19 protein-coding genes are annotated in these 21023 nt (G+C 68.3%); 9 read left to right on the top strand and 10 right to left on the bottom strand.

Annotated features, from left to right (window positions below; translation table 11 throughout):
• Positions 1 to 3 precede the first annotated feature (3 nt).
• Positions 4 to 1182, bottom strand: a complete 1179-nt coding sequence (locus BLW00_RS17045; RefSeq protein ID WP_092556425.1) for an adenosylhomocysteinase — start codon at positions 1180 to 1182, stop codon at positions 4 to 6.
• Between the two features lie 73 nt (positions 1183 to 1255).
• Here BLW00_RS17045 and uriH point away from each other — a divergent pair, with 73 nt between their 5' ends.
• Positions 1256 to 2188 (top strand): uridine-preferring nucleoside hydrolase UriH, encoded by a 933-nt coding sequence (uriH, locus tag BLW00_RS17040; protein WP_092556423.1) that lies wholly within the window; start codon positions 1256 to 1258, stop codon positions 2186 to 2188.
• 83 nt (positions 2189 to 2271) lie between these two features.
• Here uriH and BLW00_RS17035 read toward each other — a convergent pair whose 3' ends face one another.
• Entirely contained in the window at positions 2272 to 2790 is a 519-nt protein-coding gene (locus BLW00_RS17035; RefSeq protein WP_092556421.1) for a DinB family protein, read from the bottom strand.
• Between the two features lie 191 nt (positions 2791 to 2981).
• Here BLW00_RS17035 and BLW00_RS17030 point away from each other — a divergent pair, with 191 nt between their 5' ends.
• Complete coding sequence (locus BLW00_RS17030; RefSeq protein WP_092556419.1) at positions 2982 to 3752, top strand: hypothetical protein; 771 nt, start codon at positions 2982 to 2984, stop codon at positions 3750 to 3752.
• A gap of 46 nt (positions 3753 to 3798) precedes the next feature.
• Here the strand turns inward: BLW00_RS17030 and BLW00_RS17025 are convergent, their stop codons facing one another.
• From BLW00_RS17025 to BLW00_RS16990, 8 genes are all read right to left on the bottom strand, one after another.
• On the bottom strand, positions 3799 to 5091 hold the full coding sequence (locus tag BLW00_RS17025; protein WP_092556417.1) for a thymidine phosphorylase: 1293 nt from the start codon (positions 5089 to 5091) through the stop codon (positions 3799 to 3801).
• Positions 5092 to 5176: 85 nt separating this feature from the next.
• Positions 5177 to 5608, bottom strand: coding sequence for a cytidine deaminase (locus BLW00_RS17020; RefSeq protein ID WP_092556415.1), 432 nt, complete (start codon positions 5606 to 5608; stop codon positions 5177 to 5179).
• A 5-nt stretch (positions 5609 to 5613) separates the two neighbouring features.
• The gene (locus BLW00_RS17015; protein ID WP_092556413.1) at positions 5614 to 6954 is read right to left on the bottom strand and encodes an ABC transporter permease; all 1341 of its coding nucleotides are present in this window, start codon (positions 6952 to 6954) and stop codon (positions 5614 to 5616) included.
• Positions 6951 to 8273, bottom strand: coding sequence for an ABC transporter permease (locus tag BLW00_RS17010; RefSeq protein WP_245741649.1), 1323 nt, complete (start codon positions 8271 to 8273; stop codon positions 6951 to 6953). The genes BLW00_RS17015 and BLW00_RS17010 overlap by 4 nt, the downstream gene beginning before the upstream one ends.
• Positions 8270 to 9808, bottom strand: a complete 1539-nt coding sequence (locus BLW00_RS17005; protein ID WP_092556411.1) for an ABC transporter ATP-binding protein — start codon at positions 9806 to 9808, stop codon at positions 8270 to 8272. Before BLW00_RS17005 ends, BLW00_RS17010 begins: the two co-directional genes overlap by 4 nt.
• A 91-nt stretch (positions 9809 to 9899) precedes the next feature.
• Complete coding sequence (locus BLW00_RS17000; protein ID WP_092557141.1) at positions 9900 to 10982, bottom strand: BMP family lipoprotein; 1083 nt, start codon at positions 10980 to 10982, stop codon at positions 9900 to 9902.
• Between the two features lie 200 nt (positions 10983 to 11182).
• Positions 11183 to 12259 carry a BMP family lipoprotein gene (locus BLW00_RS16995; protein ID WP_092556409.1) on the bottom strand — a complete coding sequence of 359 codons (1077 nt, stop codon included), beginning with the start codon at positions 12257 to 12259 and terminating at the stop codon, positions 11183 to 11185.
• Between the two features lie 285 nt (positions 12260 to 12544).
• Entirely contained in the window at positions 12545 to 13666 is a 1122-nt protein-coding gene (locus tag BLW00_RS16990; protein WP_092556407.1) for a mannose-1-phosphate guanylyltransferase, read from the bottom strand.
• Between the two features lie 183 nt (positions 13667 to 13849).
• Here BLW00_RS16990 and BLW00_RS16985 point away from each other — a divergent pair, with 183 nt between their 5' ends.
• The 7 genes from BLW00_RS16985 to BLW00_RS16955 all read left to right on the top strand — a co-directional run bounded on the left by BLW00_RS16985 (position 13850) and on the right by BLW00_RS16955 (position 21003).
• Complete coding sequence (locus tag BLW00_RS16985; RefSeq protein WP_092556405.1) at positions 13850 to 15031, top strand: glycosyltransferase family 4 protein; 1182 nt, start codon at positions 13850 to 13852, stop codon at positions 15029 to 15031.
• A 222-nt stretch (positions 15032 to 15253) separates the two neighbouring features.
• Positions 15254 to 15643: a succinate dehydrogenase, cytochrome b556 subunit gene (gene sdhC, locus BLW00_RS16980; RefSeq protein ID WP_092556404.1), complete on the top strand. Its 390-nt coding sequence runs from the start codon at positions 15254 to 15256 to the stop codon at positions 15641 to 15643.
• On the top strand, positions 15643 to 16092 hold the full coding sequence (locus BLW00_RS16975; RefSeq protein WP_092556403.1) for a succinate dehydrogenase hydrophobic membrane anchor subunit: 450 nt from the start codon (positions 15643 to 15645) through the stop codon (positions 16090 to 16092). Before sdhC ends, BLW00_RS16975 begins: the two co-directional genes overlap by 1 nt.
• A gap of 19 nt (positions 16093 to 16111) precedes the next feature.
• On the top strand, positions 16112 to 17923 hold the full coding sequence (sdhA, locus tag BLW00_RS16970) for a succinate dehydrogenase flavoprotein subunit (RefSeq protein ID WP_092556401.1): 1812 nt from the start codon (positions 16112 to 16114) through the stop codon (positions 17921 to 17923).
• Positions 17923 to 18690 (top strand): succinate dehydrogenase iron-sulfur subunit, encoded by a 768-nt coding sequence (locus BLW00_RS16965; protein WP_092556399.1) that lies wholly within the window; start codon positions 17923 to 17925, stop codon positions 18688 to 18690. The genes sdhA and BLW00_RS16965 overlap by 1 nt, the downstream gene beginning before the upstream one ends.
• A 194-nt stretch (positions 18691 to 18884) precedes the next feature.
• Complete coding sequence (locus BLW00_RS16960) at positions 18885 to 19751, top strand: type IV toxin-antitoxin system AbiEi family antitoxin domain-containing protein (RefSeq protein WP_092556397.1); 867 nt, start codon at positions 18885 to 18887, stop codon at positions 19749 to 19751.
• 43 nt (positions 19752 to 19794) lie between these two features.
• Positions 19795 to 21003 (top strand): YihY/virulence factor BrkB family protein, encoded by a 1209-nt coding sequence (locus BLW00_RS16955; RefSeq protein ID WP_092556395.1) that lies wholly within the window; start codon positions 19795 to 19797, stop codon positions 21001 to 21003.
• Positions 21004 to 21023: the final 20 nt, after the last annotated feature.

The following is a 21023-nucleotide window of genomic DNA, read 5'->3' as shown; positions in this document are numbered from 1 at the left end:
GCGTCACTCCGCCGCGTGCATCGCCGCCAGCATGCGCCGCGCGATGGTGCGGTCGATGTCGTCGGGCACCGGCTGGGCACCCGCCCTGAGCGAGGCGGCGCTCGTCGCCACCCGCTCGAGCGAGAGCGTCTGCAGCAGGAAGCCGAGGTCCATCGACTCGAGGGAGTTGCCCTTCGGCTCGCGGCCGGCGAGGTTGAACATCCGCCCGCCGGCCAGCAGGATGACGTGCCGCCCGTCGGCCAGGTCGAGGCGCTCGATCGCGTCGTCGATCTCGCGCGACGCGACCGCGGCGTCTCGCAGGCCCGCCACGTCGATCTCCCACGGGAAATGCCCGCAGTTCGCGAGCACGGCGCCGTCGTGCATCCGCTCGATCGCGTCCAGGGTGAGCACGTCGGCGTGCCCGGTGGCGGTGATGAACACGTCGCCCCAGGGCGCCAGGTCGACGGCGGTCGAGACCCGGAAGCCGTCGAGCGCGGCCTCGAACGCCTTCAGCTCGTCGACCTCCACCACGGCGACCTTGCCGCCGAGCGCCCGCAGGTAGTGGGCGACGCCCCGCCCGCACCAGCCGTAGCCGACCACCACGAACCGCCGCCCCGGAACCATCAGGTTGGTGATACGCATGAAGCTCTCCACCACCGACTGCCCCACGGCGTGCTTGTTCTCGCCGATGGCCTTGAGCAGGCTGTCGTTGATCACGATGACGGGGAACGGGATGGCGCCGGCCAACTCGCCGCGCAACCGGTCGCCACCCGAGGTGGTCTCCTCGGTGCCGCCCAGGATGCTCGCCGTGACGCCGCGTTCGACGACGCCGGCCGCGAGGTCGCCGCCGTTGTCGAGCAGCATGTCGGCGGCGGCATCGAGCACGCCCGCGATGTTCACGTGGTGCTGCTCGAGGGTGTCGTCGCGCGCGCCGAAGACGGTCATGCCCTGCTCGCGCAGGAAGGCGACCACGTCGTCTTGCGTCGAGCCGTGGTTGCCGGTGCTCACGATCTCGGCGCCGCCGGCCTGCAGGGTCTCCAGCAGCACCGCCGTCTTCGGCTCGATGTGCAGCGACATCCCGATGCGGTGGCCGGCGAAGGGCTGCCGGGTGGCGAACTCCTCGCGCATGGCGGCGAGCAGCGGCATCCGGGAGCGGATCCACTCCACCCGGCGGGCACCTTGTGCGGCGAGATCTGACGTCATGCGACGAGTATTACATAGGTGAAACTGGTTTTCATATACGCTGGACGGATTCCTGCCGACGATCGGAGACCCCGTGCAGAAGATCATCCTGGACTGCGACCCCGGCCACGACGACGCCATCGCGCTGCTGCTCGCGCACGGCAATCCGTCGATCGAGCTGCTCGCAGTCACCACCGTGGTGGGCAACCAGACGCTCGAGAAGGTCACCCGCAACGCCCTCGCGGTGGCACGGGTGGCGGGCATCACCGGCGTGCCGTTCGCCGCCGGATGCGCGCGCCCACTGGTGCGCGACATCGAGGTCGCGCCCGACATCCACGGCGAATCGGGGCTCGACGGTCCGGTGCTGCCGGAGCCCACGCTCGCGCTCGACCCACGGCACGCGGTCGACCTCATCATCGACACGGTCATGGCCCACGAGCCCGGCACGGTCACCCTGGTGCCCACCGGCGGGCTCACGAACATCGCTCTCGCCGCGCGCAAGGAGCCGCGGATCGTGCCGCGGGTCAAGGAGGTCGTGCTGATGGGCGGTGGTTACCACGGCGGAAACTGGAGCGCCACGAGCGAGTTCAACATCATCATCGACCCCGAGGCCGCCCACATCGTGTTCTCGGAGCCGTGGCCGCTCACCATGGTGGGTCTCGACCTCACGCATCAGGCTCTGGCGACGCCGTCGGTCGTGGAGCGCATCCGCTCCATTGGCACGGAGCCGGCGCAGTTCGTGGTGGAACTGCTCGAGTTCTTCGGCGGCACCTACCTCGAGGCCCAGGGCTTCGCGCATCCGCCGGTGCACGACCCGTGCGCGGTGGCCCGGGTGATCGATCCCTCGGTGATGACGGTGCGACGCGCGCCCTTGACCGTGGAGCTCACGGGAACGCACACCCTCGGCATGACCGTGGCCGACTTCCGCGCCCCCGCGCCCGCCGACTGCACCACCCAGGTGGCGGTCGACCTCGACCACGAGAAGTTCTGGAACCTCGTCGTCGACGCGCTCGAGCGGATCGGCTGACCGGCACCCGATCCATCCGCCGCGGCCCGAATGACTGCACACATTCGGACCGCGGCGCACGGATCGGATGCGCCGCCGGGTCTCTAGCCTCTCACGTCGTGGAGGTGGTGCACGGGATCGTGCACCATGTACCGGGCGAGGGTGTCGACGGTGAACGCCGATCCGTCGCCGCGGAAGCCCTTGCGCTCCCACGCGTCATCCGGAACCGACTCGAAGGCGAGCGCGAGCGCCTCGGCCGCCTCGGCGAGCTCGACGGCCACCACCGCGGGGTCCTGCTCGTTGTAGCGCTCCTCGACGGCGGTGACGTCTTGGTCCCAGTCGGGGAACTCGGGGTCGTCTTCGTCGAGCATCAGCTCGAGGCGCGTGAGGAAGATGCGGAACACATCGCGCACGTGCGCGGCGTACTCGAGATCAGACCAGGTCGACTCGTCGGGCCGCACGGCGACGTCGTCGCGCTCGAGCACGGCGGGCCACGCCGCGGCGTTCGCGCGCAGCAGCCCCGGAACATCGCGCGCCTGCGTGGCGCTCGAGTCGAAGCCGCACTCGGGGCATTCGCGTTCGAGCACCCAGGTCCAGTTCTTGGTGTCGGGAACAATCGCCATGCTCCGACTCTAGGGCCGCCGCGCCCCCTTCCTCCACCCCGTTCCCGCCACCCGCCCCCGCTTTCCTGCCACCCCCGCCCCTCCCTCGTCGAATCTCCAAAACACGCCGCAACGTCACCCGCCATTCCGTCAGATTTTGGCGAGTCGACGAGCATCTGTGGACAACGCGATGCATCGAACGCGCATTCAGCGTGGCCGAAGCCCTGGCGAACGGGGTCGGGCGCGGTCGGCTCCGCGCGCGCGACGTGACGGCGCCGTTCAGGGGAGTGCGCATTCCGGCCGGCCACGCTCTCGCCCTCGCTGACCGGTGTCGCAGCTTCGCACCTCGGATGCCGCCGGGTGGCGCCTTCAGCCACATCACGGCGGCCCTGCTGCACGGCATCCCCGTGCCGGAGCGGTTCGAGCACGATGCGGCGCTCCACGTCGTCGTGCCGGGCACGCGACGTGCGGTCGGGGCACGCGGCGTCCGCGGGCACGAGATGCAACTCCCGCCGAAGGATGTGGTGCACCGGCAGGGCCTGCCGATCACCTCCGTCGAGCGCACCCGGTGCGACCTCGGCGCGATGCTCGATCGGACCGGACTGCTCGCGGCGGGCGATCGCATCCTCTTCCACGACGATCCGCTCGCGGCGCGGGAGTCACTGACAGACGCGGTCGACCGATACCGGGGGCGCCGCGGAATCCGAGCACTGCGCACACGCCGGAGAGCAGATCGCCCGGCCGACCTGGCGTATCCCGCGTGGAAAGTGGCCATCGAGTACGAGGGCGACCACCACCGAACCGACCAGAGGCAGTGGCGCCGTGACATCGCACGCGCACGAGCACTCCAAGCGCTCGGCTGGACGGTCATCCGCGTCACCCTTGCCGACCTCGTCGCGCCCGCGGAGGCCCTCGCCGCGATCCGTCACCATCTCACGACGCCGCTCACCCGCACGTTTTCGCAGAATGACCGCCGGCCGTAGCGCGAAGACGCGCGGATGAGCGAGTGGGCGACCCGACGGACGCGGGCTACTCGAGGCGCTCGGCGACGAGGGGGGCGGGCGGCGTGTAGGCCGCCGCGGAGCCGATCTCGTAGGCACCCTCGAGGGCTTCGAGGGCGCGCGCGAAGCGCTCGGGCTCGTCGGCCGAGAGGGTGAACAGGGGCTGCCCGGCCACCACCGTGTCGCCCGGCTTCGCGTGCAGGTCGACGCCTGCCGCGTGCTGCACGGAATCGGATGCGCGTGCCCGCCCGGCTCCGAGCCGCCAGGCCGCGATGCCGAACGGCAACGCCTCCTGCCGCAGCAGCACCCCCGACGACGGCGCGACCACGGTGTGCGTCTCCCGCGCCACCGGCAACGGAGCCGTCGGGTCCCCGCCCTGGGCCCGGATGACCCGGTTCCAGGTGTCCATCGCGCGCCCGTCGCGGAGCGCGGCCTCGACGTCGGCATCCGGTTGCCCGGCCAGCCGCAGCATCTCGGATGCGAGCGCGAGCGTCAGTTCGACCACATCCGCCGGCCCGCCCCCGGCCAGCACCTCGACCGACTCGCGCACCTCGTTGGCGTTGCCGATCGCGAGCCCGAGCGGCACGTTCATGTTCGTGAGCAGCGCCGTGGTGGCGACCCCGGCGTCGTTGCCGAGGTCGACCATGGTTCGGGCCAGCTCCCGCGACTTCGCGATGTCCTGCATGAACGCACCCGAGCCGAACTTCACGTCGAGCACGAGCGAGTCGGTGCCCTCGGCGATCTTCTTCGACATGATCGAGGAGGCGATCAGCGGGATGGCTTCGACGGTTCCCGTGATGTCGCGTAGCGCGTAGAGCTTCTTGTCGGCGGGAGCGAGCCCCGATCCGGCCGCGCAGATCACTCCGCCCTCGTCGCGCAACTGCGCGAACATCTCCTCGTTCGTGAGCGAGGCGCGCCATCCGGGAATCGACTCCAGCTTGTCGAGCGTGCCGCCGGTGTGCCCCAGTCCACGACCGGAGAGCTGCGGCACGGCCACGCCGAAGGATGCGACGAGCGGCATCAGGGGCAGCGTGATCTTGTCACCCACACCTCCGGTCGAGTGCTTGTCGACCGTGGGCTTGCCGAGGCCGGCGAAGCTCATCCGCTCGCCCGACGCGATCATCGCCAACGTGAGGTCGCGGATCTCGTCGCGCGACATCCCGTTCAGCAGGATCGCCATCGCGAGCGCCGCCATCTGCTCGTCGCCCACGAACCCGCGGGTGTAGGCGTCGATCAGCCAATCGATCTCTGCGGTCGAGAGGGTGCCGTGATCCCGCTTCGTGCGGATGAGGTCGACGACATCGAACGCTTCGGTGGCCATGGGTGCTCCTAACTACATCGCGACCCGCCAAAAAACGCCCCAAAATCCGTTCACAATGGGCGTTTTTTGGCGGGTCGCGAGGATTTCACTCCGCGAGGGACTCCTCGCGGTACTCGACGAGGGTGCGGGGCCCGAACGCATCGGGGATGACCTCGTCGATCGTCTTGATGCCCGAGACCGTCTCGAGCAGCATCCCCTCGGCCGAGTGCTCGAACAGCAGCTGCCGGCACCGACCGCAGGGCATCAGGGTGTTGCCGTGCCCGTCGACGCAGGTGAACGCCACGAGCCGCCCGCCGCCGGTCATGTGCAAGGCCGATACGAGCGAGCATTCGGCGCAGAGCGTCAGCCCGTACGAGGCGTTCTCCACGTTGCAGCCGGCGATCACCCGCCCGTCGTCGACGAGCGCGGCGACACCCACGGGGAACTTGGAGTAGGGCACGTAGGCCCTCTCCATCGCCTCGAGCGCGGTCGCCCGCAGCGAGTCCCAATCGATCTCGGCCGACGAAGAAACAGTCATCCCGCTCACCTGCTCACGTAGGGTCGACCGGCCGCCGCCGGTCCGCGCACGCGGCCCACCAATCCGGCGACCGCGAAGATCGTGATGAGATACGGCAGCATCAGCAGGAACTCGGATGGCACGGGCGACCCGATCACGCCGAGCACGTATTGCAGGTTGGTGGCGAACCCGAACAGCAACGCCGCCAGGGTGGCCCGGATGGGGTCCCAGCGCCCGAAGATCACCGCGGCGAGAGCAATATAACCGGCACCCGCCGTCATCTCCTTGTTGAAGGCGCCGACCGAGCCGAGGGTGAAGTACGCGCCTCCCAGCCCGGTGATGGCGCCGGCCAGCATCACGTTCCAGAAGCGCGTCGGGTTCACCTTGATGCCCACGGTGTCGGCGGCCTGCGGGTGCTCGCCGACGGCGCGCACCCGGAGTCCCCAGCGGGTCTTGAAGAGTCCGAAGAACACCACGGCCACGGCGATGTACATGAGGTACACGATGATCGTCTGGCGGAAGAGCGTGGGCCCGATGATCGGGATCTCGCTGAGCAGCGGGATCGGGAAGCGGTCGAACCGTGGAGGCGAGTTCAGCAGATCGGGGTCGGCGGTCAGCACCTGGGAGTACAGGAACGAGGTCAGCCCCGTCACGAGCACGTTGAGCACGACGCCGACGATCACCTGGTCGACGAGGTACTTGATCGAGAACGCGGCGAGCACGAACGACACCAGGGCGCCGGCGATGATCGCTCCGACCACGCCCGCGAACAGGTTGTTGGTGACGGAGGCGATGACCGCGGAGACGAACGCACCGGCGAGCAGCTGACCTTCGATGGCGACGTTGACGACGCCGACGCGCTCGGAGATCACGCCGCCGAGCGCACCGAAGATCAGGGGCACGCTGAGCGAGACCGCCCCGACCAGGAGTCCGGGCACCGGGATGGTCTGACCGGCCGACGCCCAGGTGAGGAACGCGACGAGGAACAGGACCGCGAACACGGCCATCAGCCAGATCCGCACCTTGCGGCCGGTCGCGACCAGCCACACGCTGAGGCCTGCGAGCAGCACCAGCACGATCGAGATGACGATGCCCGTGGTGCGGGTGGGCAGCACGACGACCGGCAGCTGGATCAGGTCGACGTCGGTGGAGAGCTTGAACGTCGACTCGCCGTCGCGGCCGAACACCACGAACAGGATGATGGCGCCGAGCGCGAAGATGCCGAACGCGATCGGCGCCTTCCAGCTCTTGACCAGCACCGTCGCGAGCGCGGGCGTGGAGTCGGGATTGTTGTGCTCGGTGGGCGGCAGGCCGCCGGTCGGGGCGAGGTTGCTGGTGGTCACGTTCTCGGGAAGCCGGTCGCTCATTTCGCCGCCACCGCCTCACGGGTCACGGGCGCCGGTTTGGGCGCTTTCGGCTTCTTCGGTTTTGACGGATCGGGCAGGCGGAAGACCGTGCGGATCAGCGGCGGAGCCGCGATGAACAGCACGATCAGCGACTGCACGACGGTGACGATGTCGATCGGGATGCCCTGCGAGGCCTGCATCGCGAATCCGCCGGCCTTGAACGCGCCGAACAGGATGCCGGCGATGAAGATGCCCCACGGCTTCGAGCGGCCGAGCAGGGCGACGGTGATGGCGTCGAACCCGATGCCGGCGTCGATACCCGACGAGAACCCGGTGGTGACCGTGCCGAGCACCTGGAACACCCCGGCGAGGCCCACCAGGCCGCCGGAGATGAGCATCGCGTAGACGTACATGTTCTTCACGTCGATGCCCGCGACCCGGGCAGCGTTCGGGTTGATGCCGACCGCGCGGAACTTGAAGCCCAGCGCCGACCGGTTCAGCAACCACCAGACGAACACCGTGGCCGCGATCACCAGGATGAAACCGAGGTGCAGGTTGAACTTCGGCCCGAGGAGGTCGGGCAGCACGGCGGTCGGATCGATCGGCGGCGACTTCGGGTTGTTCGACCCCGGCGCCTGAAGAACGGGGGTGCGCAGCAGGTAGGAGACGAGGTAGAACGCCACGTAGTTGAGCATGATCGTCACGATCACCTCGTGCGCGCCTGTGCGGGCCTTCAGGAGACCCGCGATGCCGCCCCAGATGCCACCGCCGATGACGCCGGCGAGGATGGCGACGACGAGATGCAGCCCCCACGGAAGGTGCAGCGTGAAGCCCACCCAGCCGGCACACGCAGCGGCGATCAGCATCTGGCCGCGGCCACCGATGTTGAACATGCCCACCCGGAACGCCAGGCCCACACCGAGACCGGCCGCGATCAACGGGGTGGCGAACGTGAGCGTCTCGGTCAGCGGCTTGATCTGGTCGAGGAAGTCGGGGCGCTTGAAGTTGTAGACCGACCCCTGGAACAGCGCGACGTACGCGCCCGACACCGACTTCCAGATCTCGGCGAAGGTGTCGCCCGGGCGGGCGAAGAAGTACACGGAGGCCTTCTGCACGTTCTCGTCGGTCAGGGCGATCAGGATGCCGCCGGCCACGATCGCGAGCACCACGGCCAGGATCGAGATCATCACGCTTCCGCCGATGATCTCGTTGAAGGTCGTGCGCCAGCGTGAGGGCGGCTCCACCGCGCTCGTCGCCGCGGTGCCGGGGCCCGGGGCGGATGCCGGCGCAGAAGCCGGCGACGACGGTGTCACGGGCTTGTTCTCAGGCGAGTCGCTCACGCGGCCGCTCCTTCCGGGTCGAGGGGTTCGACCCCGGCGGGGATCTCCCCCGCCATCATGAGGCCGAGGATGTCGCGCGGGGTGGTGCCGGGAACGATCCCGACGATCCCGCCGCGATACATCACCGCGATCCGATCGGCCAACGCCACCACCTCGTCGAGCTCGGTCGAGACCACGACCACGGGGATGCCCTCGTCGCGGGTGGCGACGATCCGCTTGTGCACGAACTCGATCGACCCGACGTCGATGCCGCGGGTCGGCTGCGCCGCCACGAACAGTCGCAGCCCGCGCGAGAGCTCCCGCGCCAGCACGACCTTCTGCTGGTTGCCGCCGGAGAGTCGGCCCACCTCGGTGCCGATGCCCTGCGAACGCACGTCGAACTCCTTCGACTTCTCTTCGGCGAAGGTCGAGAGGTAGGCCAGTTGCAGGCCACCGCCCTTGACGAACGGCGCCCCGTTGGAGCGGTCGAGCATGAGGTTCTCGGCGATGGTGAATTCGCCCACGAGACCGTCTTCCTTGCGGTCCTCCGGAACGAAGCCGACACCCGAGTCGAGCACCTTCCGCACCGACAGTCCGCTCAGCGACTTGCCGTCGAGGGTGACCTCGCCGGTCACGCGCTCCTGCAGACCCATCAGCGCCTCGGTGAGCTCGGTCTGTCCGTTTCCCTGCACGCCGGCGATGGCGAGGATCTCGCCCGCCTTCACGTCGAAGGACACGTCGTTCACCACCACCTGCCCGCGGGCGTCGATGACGGAGAGGTTCGAGACCACGAGAGCCGGGGCGCCTGGCTTCGCCGGGTCTTTGTGCACCGTGAGCTCGACCGCGCGACCCACCATCAGCGACGCCAGTTCGGCGTTCGTCGCCGTGGGCGAGGCCTCGCCCACCACCTTGCCGAGGCGGATGACGGTGATCCGGTCGGCCACCTCGCGCACCTCGCGCAGCTTGTGGGTGATGAACACGATCGACGTGCCGGCCTCCTTGAGCTGCCGCATGATCGCCATCAGCTCGTCGGTCTCCTGCGGTGTCAGCACCGCGGTCGGCTCGTCGAACACCAGCACCTTCGCATCCCGCGACAGGGCCTTGATGATCTCGACCCGCTGCTGCACGCCGACGGGCAGGTCGTCGACCAGCGCATCCGGATCGACGTCGAAACCGAACTGGTCGCTGATCTCGCGCACCCGCCGCCGCGCTGCGGAGAGGTCGAGGAATCCGGCGAAACCGGTCTGCTCGTGGCCGAGCATGACGTTCTCGGCGACCGTGAAGACGGGGATGAGCATGAAGTGCTGGTGCACCATGCCGATGCCGGCGTTCATGGCGTCGCCGGGGCCGGCGAAGTGCTGGACGACGTCGTCGAGCACGATCTCGCCCTCGTCGGCTTGGTAGAGCCCGTAGAGCACGTTCATCAATGTTGATTTGCCGGCGCCGTTCTCGCCGAGGAGACAGTGGATCTCGCCGGGCTCGACGGTGAGGTCGATGTGATCGTTGGCGGTGAGGGCACCGAATCGCTTCGTGATGCCCCGGAGTTCGAGCTTCATAGAGTCAATCTACCTACCTGCGGAAGTGTGTCCATTAAAGAAGTCGGGGGGACCAGCAAGGCTGGTCCCCCCGACCGTCGATGTTCCGGTGTTACGGGGTGGAGGGCGACTCCACCTGGATGGCGCCGTCGATGATGCCGGCCTTGATGGCGTCGAGCTCACCCTGCAGGTCGGGGTTCACCTTGCTCTCGAAGTCGTGGAACGGGGCGATGCCCACTCCGTCGTTCTCGAGGGTTCCGATGAAGGGCTCGGCGTCGAAGTTGCCGGCCGCGGAGGTGTCGACCACGTCGACCACACCGGCCTTCACGCCCTTCAGCACCGAGGTGAGGAAGAGGTCCTTGAGGTCAGGGGCGGTCTCGTAGTTGTCGGAGTCGACGCCGATCAGCGCGATGTCTTTACCGGAGTCGCGGATCGCCTCACCGGCAGAGAGGAAGATCGGTCCACCGACGGGGAGGATGACGTCGGCACCCTGGTCGATGAGACCCTGGGCCGCGGTCTTGGCCTCGACACCGGCGGCGAAGCCACCCGTGAACGAACCGGTCTGCGCCGCGACGTCCCAGCCGATGGCCTTGACGCTCGTGCCCTTCTGCTCGTTGTAGTAGTTCACGCCGTCGACGAAGCCGTCCATGAAGATGGTGACCGACGGGATCTGCATGCCACCGAAGGTTCCGACGGTGCCCGACTTGCTGTAGCTCGCGGCGGTGTACCCGGCGAGGAACGCGGCCTGGGCGGTGTCGAAGACGATCGGCTTCACGTTCGGCAGGTCGATCGACGAGTCGTCGATGATCGAGAAGTTCACGTCGGTGTTGGCCTCGGCGGCCGCCTTCGTGGCGTCGGCCAGGAGGAAGCCGACCGAGATGATCAGGTTGCAGCCACCGCTGACGAGCTGGTCGATGTTCGGGGCGAAGTCGGTGTCGGCCGAGGACTCGACGGTGACGGGCTTGACACCCAGCTTGTCGGCCGCTTCGTTGAGGCCTTCGTAGCCGGCCTGGTTGAACGACTTGTCGTCGAATCCACCCGAGTCCGAGACCATGCAGGGAACGAAGTCGCTCGCGGTGTCGCTGCCACTGGTCGAGGCGGTGTCGGACGGCGCGGACGCACACCCGGCGAGAAGAGCGGCCACCCCGAGGGTGGCGAAGCCGACCAGGCTGGCACGGCGCAGATTGATGCTCAAGATGTCCTCCAAGTTGCTGCCCTGCAAGGTGCGCAGGTGCTGTGTGAGAGACACGTTACCGAAAGTTACGCCCCGCGACAGGGGGGATCCGACTTCGCGTCGCAAGCGTTACAAAGCCGCGATCACGTCGTAATCTGCGCGAAATGTCCACTGCATCCGCATGAAACAGGGTCGGGCGCCTTCGGATGCGGTGGCGGCGACTACGGCGTCGAGGGCGAATCGACCACGATGGTGCCTGCCACGATCTCGGCCTTCAGCGCATCGATCTCGGCCGAGAGCTCGCTCGGCACCGCGGAGGCCAGATCGTGGAAGGGCGCGAGGGCCACTCCTCCGTTCTCCAGCGTGCCGACGAAGGGCTCGGGGGAGAATGATCCGTCGATGTCGTCGCCGATGATCTCGACCACCGCGTCGCCGGTGTTCTTCATCACGCTGGTGAGCACGATCGGCTGGTATTCGTCGGGCAGGGTCTCGAATCCGTCGTTGTCGACCCAGATGATCGACACGCCGCCGGCCTCCGAGGCGGCGTTGGCCGCGCCCTCGCCGACCTGGCCGGCGACCGGCAGGATGACGTCGGCGCCCTGGTCGATGAAGCCCTGTGTCACCGTCTTGCCCTTGTTGATGTCTTCGAAGTCACCGGTGAACACGCCGTCCTGCGCCGCCTTGTCCCAGCCGAGCACCTGTACCTGCCTGCCGTGCGCCTCGTTGTACTTGGCGACGCCGTCGACGAACCCGTCCATGAACAAGGTCACGGGCGGCTGGTTGCCGCCGCCGAAGGTGGCCACCTTGCCCGTCTTCGAGACCCCCGCCGCGAGATAGCCGGCGAGGTAGGAGGCCTGGGCGGTGTCGAACAGGATGGGCTTCACGTTGGGCGCGTCGACCGTCTCGTCGACGATCGCGAAGTGCACGTCGGGGTTCTCACCGGCCGCGGCGAGGGTGGCGTCGGCGAGCTCGAAGCCGACGGTGAGCACGAAGCCGCATCCGCTGTCCACCGCCTGGGTGACGTTCGGAGCGAGATCGGTCTCGGCCGTCGACACGAGCACCTGGGCGTCGATGCCGAACTCCTTCTGCGCCGCCTGCATGCCCTCCCAGCTCGACTGGTTGAACGACCGGTCGTCGAGCCCCCCGGAGTTGGTCACCATCCGGGCGCAGTACTCCCCCGCATCCCCCGTGGCCCCGTCCGTCCCCGCCGTCGGCGCAGGCGCACACCCCGCCAGTGCGACGAGAACGACCCCGGCCACAATCCCGGAGGCGAGTGAAACGATCCGCATTCTGCTCATGAAGGAAGTCTAGGCACCACCCGCCACGGCAGCCCGAGATCGAAAGCCGCGGACCGCGCTCGACGACCCAGGGTGAGGAGCACGAGATCGAAAGCCGCGGGCCGCGCTCAGATGACCCAGGGTGAGGCCGAGGCCGCGTCAGCGACCTCAGCCGAACATGTCGCCTCGCGCCGCAGAAGCGGCGGCGCGAGCAACGAGCGCCGAGCTACCCGGCAGGGCAGCTCAGCGCGGGCAGTGGCGAGGCGGTACCAAGTTCAATCGCCCCAGGCGGAGGGTTACAAGTTCCTACAGCACGTCCCCCGACCCACCAGCCCGCAACGCATCCACAACCGACTTCACCCTCTGCGCATGCTCGCTGGTCGTCACGAGCAGCGCATCCGGCGTGTCGACCACGACGATGTCGTGCACCCCGATGAGGCTGATCACGCGCTTGGACTGCGAGACCACGATGCCGCTCGACGAGTCGGCCAGCACCCGCGCGTTCTTGCCCAGGATGGCGAGTTCGCTGCCCCGGCCGGCGCTGTGCAGCTTGGCGATCGAGGCGAAGTCGCCCACGTCGTCCCAGTCGAAGTCGCCCGGGATGACCGCGAGCGTTCCCGCGGCGGCGGCCGGCTCGGCGATCGAGTAGTCGATGGCGATCTTCTTCAACGTCGGCCAGACGCGGTCGACCACCATGCCGCGGCGCGGCGTGTCCCAGGCCTCGGCGAGCTCCAGGATGCCGGCGAGGAGCTCGGGCTCGGTGAGGCCGAGCTGTTCGAGCAGCTTGTCGGCGCGGGCGATGAACATGCCCGCGTTCCAGAGGTACTTGCCCGAGCTGAGGTAGCGCCGGGCGGTGGCGAGGTCGGGCTTCTCGACGAAGTTCCCCACCCGCAGCGCCCGGGGCGCTCCGTCGATCGCGAGCTCCTCGTCGGTGCGGATGTAGCCGAAGCCCACCGCGGCATCTGTCGGGGTGATGCCGATGGTCGCGATGTAGCCCGCGTCGGCCACCGCGACCGCCTGCACGACGGCGGCGCGGAAGCGATCGGGGTTCGAGATGACGTGGTCGGCGGCGAACGAGCCGACGATGACGCCCGGCTCCCGCTGCTCGAGGATGGCGGCGGCGAGCACGATCGCGGCGGTGGAGTCGCGCGGCTCGCTCTCGAGCACCACGTTGAGGTCTTCGAGGTTGGGCAGCTGCTCCTCCACGGCGGCGCGGTGCGCGCGACCGGTGACCACCATGATCCGCTGTTCACCCGAGAGCGGCGCCAGCCTGTCCCAGGTGTCGCGCAGCAGACTCTGCCCGGAGCCGCTCAGGTCGTGCAGGAACTTCGGCGCGTCGGCACGGGAGAGCGGCCAGAGCCGCGATCCGATCCCGCCTGCCGGGATGACGCTGTAGAGCCGGTCGAGCGCGGAGGGGGTGGAATTCATGAGGCACAGCCTAATCGGCGCCGATGACGGCCGGATGTCAGGCCCGTGACCACCGATGTCCGCCTGCGATGGAAGCCAGACGCTCACCGGCGCGCCACCTCGATGTCACCGTCGGTCCACCTCGTCTTCTTAGCGTCAGAACGTGGCCGGATGAGGCCGCACGGCGACAAGCGGAGGCCTGTCATGCGAGTTGCGATCATCAGCGAGAGTTTCCTTCCCACCGTCAACGGAGTCACGAACAGCGTCTGCAAGGTGCTGGACTATCTGGCCGATCACGGCCACGAGGCGATCGTGATCGCCCCGGCCGCGGGGTCGCCCGCGCACTACCGCGGATTCCCGGTGCACCAGGTGCCGTCGGTCGCCTACCGGCAGTTCCCCATGGGCATCCCCAACGCCCAGGTCGCCCGCCTGATCTCGAGGTTCGCGCCCGACGTGCTGCACGCCGCGTCGCCGTTCCTGCTCGGGGCGCAGGGCATCGCCGCCGCCAACCGGCTCGGCATCCCGACGGTCGCCATCTTCCAGACGGATGTCGCGGGCTACGCCAAGCGCAACCGCCTCGGTTCGGCATCCAAGCTCGCCTGGCGCTTCGTGCGCTGGATCCACGACGGCGCCGACCTCACCCTCGCACCCTCTCAGGCGTCGCGGAGCGATCTCGAGAACGCGGGCGTCGAGCGCATCAAGCTCTGGGGTCGCGGCGTCGACCTCACCCGCTATCACCCGAACAACCGGATGCGCCCCACGGCCCGCGCGCTGAACACGCTGCTGGCGGGCGGCGCGGGTGGCACCGGCGGGGCCGGCCACTCCGGCCGCGACACCGTCGTGGGCTACGTCGGCCGGATCGCGCCCGAGAAGGGCCTGGAACGCCTGGCGTCCCTCCGCGGCCTGCCGAACCTCCATCTCGCGATCGTGGGCGACGGGCCGAGCGACGACCACATCCGGGGCCTGCTCCGCGGCATGCCGGTGACGTTCCTCGGGCGGCTCTCCGGGGAGCAGCTCGCCGACGCCTACGCGAGCTTCGACGTGTTCGTGCACACCGGCACCGAGGAGACCTTCGGGCAGACCCTGCAAGAAGCGCACGCGACGGGTCTCCCGGTCGTCGCGCCGGCGGCCGGTGGGCCGATCGACCTGGTTCGGCACGGGGAGAACGGCTACCTCTTCGACCCCGACGACCCGGGCGACCTGCGCACAGGCATCCGTTCCCTGGTCGAAGACCCGGCGCTCCGGATGCGGATGGGCGAGGCCGGTCGACGAGCGGTGATCGGCAAGTCGTGGGAGGCTCTGTGCGACGAGCTGATGGCGCACTACGCCTCGGTCGCCAGCCCGGCGAAGACGCGCAAGCGCACTCCAGCCGGCTCACATGCATGAATACAAATTGGTATTCAGCACCCGTCTCGGCGTGTGTTTACGCGGGATCCTCGTCAGTCCGGTCATGTATACAAATAAGGCTTGCCTAACAAGCATCCGGTGATTTCTGAGCGTAGACTGCTAGCGGTCGTGGATCGAGTGCGCACCGTTCGACGTGCGGGCGATCGCGAATCCTACTGAAGCCAAGGAGGGTTGTTCGTGCCCAATAATCCGGCGGGAACGATGACACCGCGGCGGCCAGCAGGCACCCTGTACCGCGGCCGTGAGGGCATGTGGTCGTGGGTTCTGCACCGCATCACCGGCGTCGCCATTTTCTTCTTCCTACTCGTGCACGTGCTCGACACCGCGATGGTGCGGGTCGCTCCTGGTGCCTACAACGCGGTCATCGACACCTACAAGAACCCGATCATGGGTCTCGGCGAGACCGCCCTGGTGGCCGCGATCGTGTTCCACGCCTTCAACGGCATCCGCATCATCCTGATCGACCTCTGGTCGAAGGGCGCGAAGTACCAGCGGGTCATGTTCTGGATCGTCATCGGCCTCTGGGTCGTGACGATGCTCGGCTTCGCGCCGCGGCACCTCATCAACGTGTTCAGCGAGGTCGGTCACTGATGGCGACGACGATCGACTCCCCCCGCGCCCCGCACACCGTCCGCCGCTCACGCGGTGTGAACTGGGAGAAGTGGGGCTGGATCTACATGCGCGCCTCGGGCGTGGTGCTGCTCATCCTCATCTTCGGCCACCTCTTCGTGAACCTCTGGCTCGGCGACGGCATCAAGGCCATCGACTTCGCCTTCGTGGGCGGCAAGTGGTCCGATCCGTTCTGGCAGGTGTGGGATTGCGTGATGCTCTGGCTCGCGATGATCCACGGTGGCAACGGGATGCGCACCATCGTGAACGACTACGCCACGCGAGCGCTCACCCGCAAGATCCTGCTCGCCGGCATCCTGGTCGCCGTGGTGGCCGAGATCGTGCTCGGAACGCTCGTGATCTTCACCTTCGACCCGTGCCCTGCGGGCTCCCCGGCAGATCTGCTGCCGTCGTTCTGCCCCGTCAACTAGTTAGAGCCAGCCAATCAGTATGAGTGAGCCTGTGACCCAGTACGAAGACGGCGCCGTGATCGACGGCGTGCATTACCACCAATTCGACATCGTGATCGTAGGCGCCGGCGGCGCCGGCATGCGCGCCGCCATCGAGGCGGGGCCGAAGGCCAAGACCGCCGTCATCTCGAAGCTCTACCCCACCCGCTCCCACACGGGCGCGGCGCAGGGCGGCATGGCCGCCGCCCTCGCGAACGTCGAGGAAGACAATTGGGAGTGGCACACCTTCGACACGGTGAAGGGCGGCGACTACCTGGTCGACCAGGATGCCGCCGAGATCCTCGCGAAGGAGGCCATCGACGCGGTCATCGACCTCGAGAACATGGGCCTGCCCTTCAACCGCACCCCCGAGGGCAAGATCGACCAGCGGCGCTTCGGCGGCCACACCCGCGACCACGGCAAGGCACCCGTTCGCCGGGCCTGCTACGCGGCCGACCGCACGGGTCACATGATCCTGCAGACCCTCTTCCAGAACTGCGTGCGCCTCGGCATCAACTTCTTCAACGAGTACTACGTGCTCGACCTGGTGATGACGAACGTGGATGGCGTCGACAAGCCCTCCGGCGTCGTCGCGTACGAGCTGTCGACGGGCGAGATCCACGTCTTCCAGGCGAAGGCCGTCATCTTCGCCACCGGCGGCTTCGGCAAGATCTACAAGACCACCTCGAACGCCCACACGCTCACAGGCGACGGTGTCGGCATCATCTGGCGCAAGGGCCTGCCGCTCGAGGACATGGAGTTCTTCCAGTTCCACCCGACCGGATTGGCGGGGCTCGGCATCCTGCTCACCGAGGGAGCGCGAGGCGAGGGAGCGATCCTCCGCAACGCCTCCGGTGAGCGCTTCATGGAGCGCTACGCCCCCACCATCAAAGACCTGGCGCCGCGCGACATCGTCGCCCGCTGCATGGTGCAAGAGGTCGCGGAGGGTCGCGGCGCCGGTCCGCACAAGGATTACGTGCTGCTCGACTGCACCCACCTCGGCGCCGAGGTGCTCGAGACGAAGCTCCCCGACATCACCGAGTTCGCCCGCACCTACCTCGGTGTCGACCCCGTGGTGGAGCCGGTGCCCGTGATGCCCACGGCCCACTACGCGATGGGCGGCATCCCCACCAACATCAAGGCCGAGGTGCTCAGCGACAACGACACCGTCGTTCCCGGCCTCTACGCCGCGGGCGAGTGCGCCTGCGTCTCGGTGCACGGCTCGAACCGCCTCGGCACCAACTCGCTGCTCGACATCAACGTGTTCGGCAAGCGCTCGGGCAACAACGCCGCCGAATACGTGCAGACCGTGGACTTCACGCCGCTGCCCGAGAACCCGGCCGGCGCGATCGTGTCGCTCGTGGCGTCGCTCCGCAACGGAACCGGCACCGAGCGCATCGCCGCCATCCGCAAAGAGCTGCAAGACGAGATGGACAAGAACGCCCAGGTGTTCCGCACCGACGAGTCGCTGGCCGCCGTCACTGCGACGATCCATCGCCTCCGCGACCGCTACCGCAACATCCAGGTGCAAGACAAAGGCAAGCGCTTCAACACCGACCTGCTCGAGGCGATCGAGCTCGGGTTCCTGCTCGACCTCGCCGAGGTCGTGGTGTTCTCGGCCCGCAACCGCCAGGAGAGCCGCGGCGGCCACATGCGCGACGACTACCCGAAGCGCGACGACGAGACCTACATGAAGCACACGATGGCGTATCTCTCCGGAGACCCGCACTCGAGTGATGCCGCCGACCACATCCGGCTCGACTGGAAGCCCGTGGTGATCACGCGCTACCAGCCGATGGAGAGGAAGTACTGATGACGCTCGTAGCCGACGCCCCCGCCTCCGGTCCCGCCCCCGAAGCGCCCATCGAGGCGTTCACCGTCACGCTGATCATCCGCCGCTTCGACCCGGATGTCGACGACGAGCCGCGCTGGCAGGACTTCGACGTGCAGATGTTCGCGACCGACCGCATCCTCGACGCCCTGCACAAGATCAAGTGGGAGCAGGACGGATCGCTCACCTTCCGTCGCTCCTGCGCGCACGGCATCTGCGGGTCGGATGCGATGCGCATCAACGGCCGCAACCGCCTCGCCTGCAAGACGCTCATCAAAGACCTCGACATCACCAAGCCGATCTACGTGGAGGCCATCAAGGGTCTGCCGCTCGAGAAAGACCTGATCGTCGACATGGACCCGTTCTTCGAGTCCTTCCGCGAGGTGCAGCCGTTCCTGCAGTCGAACACCGCGCCGCCGAAGGACAAGGAGCGCATCCAGTCGGTCGCCGACCGCGCCCGCTTCGACGACACCACGAAGTGCATCCTCTGCGCCGCGTGCACCTCCTCGTGCCCCGTGTTCTGGACCGACGGGCAGTACTTCGGCCCCGCCGCGATCGTCAACGCGCACCGCTTCATCTTCGACTCGCGCGACGAGGCGGCCCAGACGCGCCTCGATATCCTCAACGACAAAGAGGGCGTGTGGCGGTGCCGCACCACCTTCAACTGCACGGATGCCTGCCCCCGCGGCATCCAGGTGACCCAGGCCATCGCCGAGGTCAAGCAGGCCATCATGCGCGGCAAGCCGTAGGCTCCCGCCCCGCCGGTACCGGCGCGGTACGGGAGGACCACCACCGTTCGGGAGGACTTCGAGTCCTCCCGAACGTGTTTTCGGCCGAAGTCTCCTCCCGAGCGTTTCCTGCACAATTGCGCGCTCTCGGGAATTCGTCCACAGATCCTCCGGGGCTCACCCCGTGGCGCTCCGGGTCGGTCAGTCTGAGCAGCATGCACGACAGCCTTCTCCGCAGCATTCCTCCGATCAGCACCACCCGGCAGCTCTCGGCGAGAAACGTCTCACCGGCCCGGTTGCGCGAGGCGGTGGGCTCCGGAACCCTGCGTCGCGTGAGGCGGGGCGTCTTCGCGACGCCCGACGCCCCTGAGGCGCTCGTCCGGGCGGCTCGAATGGGCGGCCGGTTGACGGATGTCTCAGCCCTCCGCCTGCTCGGAGTGTGGGTGCCGCCCGACGACCGGCTGCACGTGGAGCTCGCGCGGTCGTCAGGCCATCCGAAAGACCCCGACAGCGGCGAGCCGTTCGTCGCCCGCGCCGACACCGTCGCGCACTGGACGAACGAGTCGCGCAGCGGGAACCCTTACGGGCTGGTGCCGATCGCTCGTGCGTTGCGCCAGGCCGCCACCACCTGGGAACCCGACTACGTCGTCGCGGCGATCGACTCGGCGCTGCATCAGAAGCTGACCACCCGGGCCGAGCTCGCGTCGGCGTTCCTGGGCTCCACCCGGGCTCTTCAGGTTCTCTCGCACACCGACGCTCGCGCCGAGTCCGGCACGGAATCGGTGGCTCGATTCCGGTTGAGCGAGGCCGGCATCGACGCGGCCGTGCAGGTGTGGATGACGGCGAGCATCCGTGTCGACCTGCTGGTGGACGGCTGGCTCGTGATCGAGGTCGACGGCCGGGAGTTCCATGGCACCGCCGACGCCTCGTCTCGCGACTGCCGCCGCGACGCCATCCTCACGCGTCAGGGTTCCACCGTGCTGCATTTCGACTACCGGCAGGTGATGTTCGAATGGCACACCGTGATCGAGGCGATCCGGCGCGTCCTGTTCGCCGGGCCGGCGGCCGCGGGATCACGATGACGGGAGACGGGCGGGGCCGCCGGTGCCGTCTTAGGGTGGAGGCATGAGCGAGCGGGGTGCGGCACAGAGAGGTTCCGGCAACACAGCGGTCGTCGACGACAAGGCCACCACCGCGAGTTCGGCCGCGGGGACTCCGTCGATCGCCGTCGACGAGAAGAACGCGCCCGAGAAGCCGAAGGCCGGTATCCAGGCGCTGATCGCCCGGGTGATGAAGCTGCGGCCGGTGCGGGTGTTCCAGCATTTCTCGGCGAGCGGCGGAGAGCTCCTCGCCTCGGGCATGTCGTTCCAGGCCGTCTTCGCCGTGTTCGCGGCGATCTGGGTGGGCTTCTCGATCTTCGGCATCGTGCTCGACAGCAACCAGGAGCTCCAGGATGCGGTGCTCGCGCAGCTCAGCACGTCGATCCCCGGCCTGATCGGCGACGGCGGGGCGATCGACGTCGAGGCATTGCAGCAGGCCCGGATCTTCGGCTGGACAGGCGCGATCGCTCTCGTCGGTCTGGTGCTCACGGCGGTGGGCTGGCTCGCCTCCAGCCGCGACGCCATCCGCCGGATCTTCGCGGTGCCGCCGCCCACCACCAACTTCGCGCTGCTGAAGCTCAAAGACTTCGGCCTGGCCTTTGGTTTCGGGGTGGCGATCATCCTCTCCGCGGGGGTGTCGCTCGCGAGCACCGCGGCGCTCGGGTTCGTGCTCGACCTCCTCGGCGTCGAAGACGAGTCGCCGGTCGCGACCACGACCGGCTGGATCATCTCGGTGCTCGTGGTGTTCGTGTTCGACACCTTCGTGCTCTGCATCGCCTACCGGGTGCTCTCGGGCGTCAAGGTGCCCTTGCGGCGGCTGCTCGCAGGCGCGGCGCTGGCCGCCGGGGTCATGGGTGTGCTCAAGGTCCTCGGCTCCGCCCTCCTCGGCGGAGCGACCTCGAATCCTCTGCTCGCATCGTTCGCCGCGATCATCGGGATCATGATCTGGCTCAACCTGATCTGCCGGGTGCTGCTGATCGGCTCCGCCTGGATCGCGGTCGGCATGAACGACGCCGGAATCGACGCGCGCTCGCTGAGCCCACAGGAGCAGGAGGCCGAACGACAGCGCCGGGTGGCGGAGGCGCGCGACACCCTGGTCTCGGCCGAGCGCGAACGCTTGCAGAGCGAGCTGGCCACCACCCACGGCCTCGCCCGCCGGCGTGTGCGCAAGAAGCTCGAGCGCCTCGACGAGCTCGACCACGCCGACACGGTGAAGCTCTCGAAGAAGCTCTGAGCCCGGCGCACGGGACGCGG

Origin of the sequence: Herbiconiux ginsengi, from assembly GCF_900107435.1 — a bacterium.
GTDB classification, from domain to species: domain Bacteria; phylum Actinomycetota; class Actinomycetes; order Actinomycetales; family Microbacteriaceae; genus Herbiconiux; species Herbiconiux ginsengi.
This window is presented reverse-complemented; position numbering and strand designations above follow the sequence as displayed.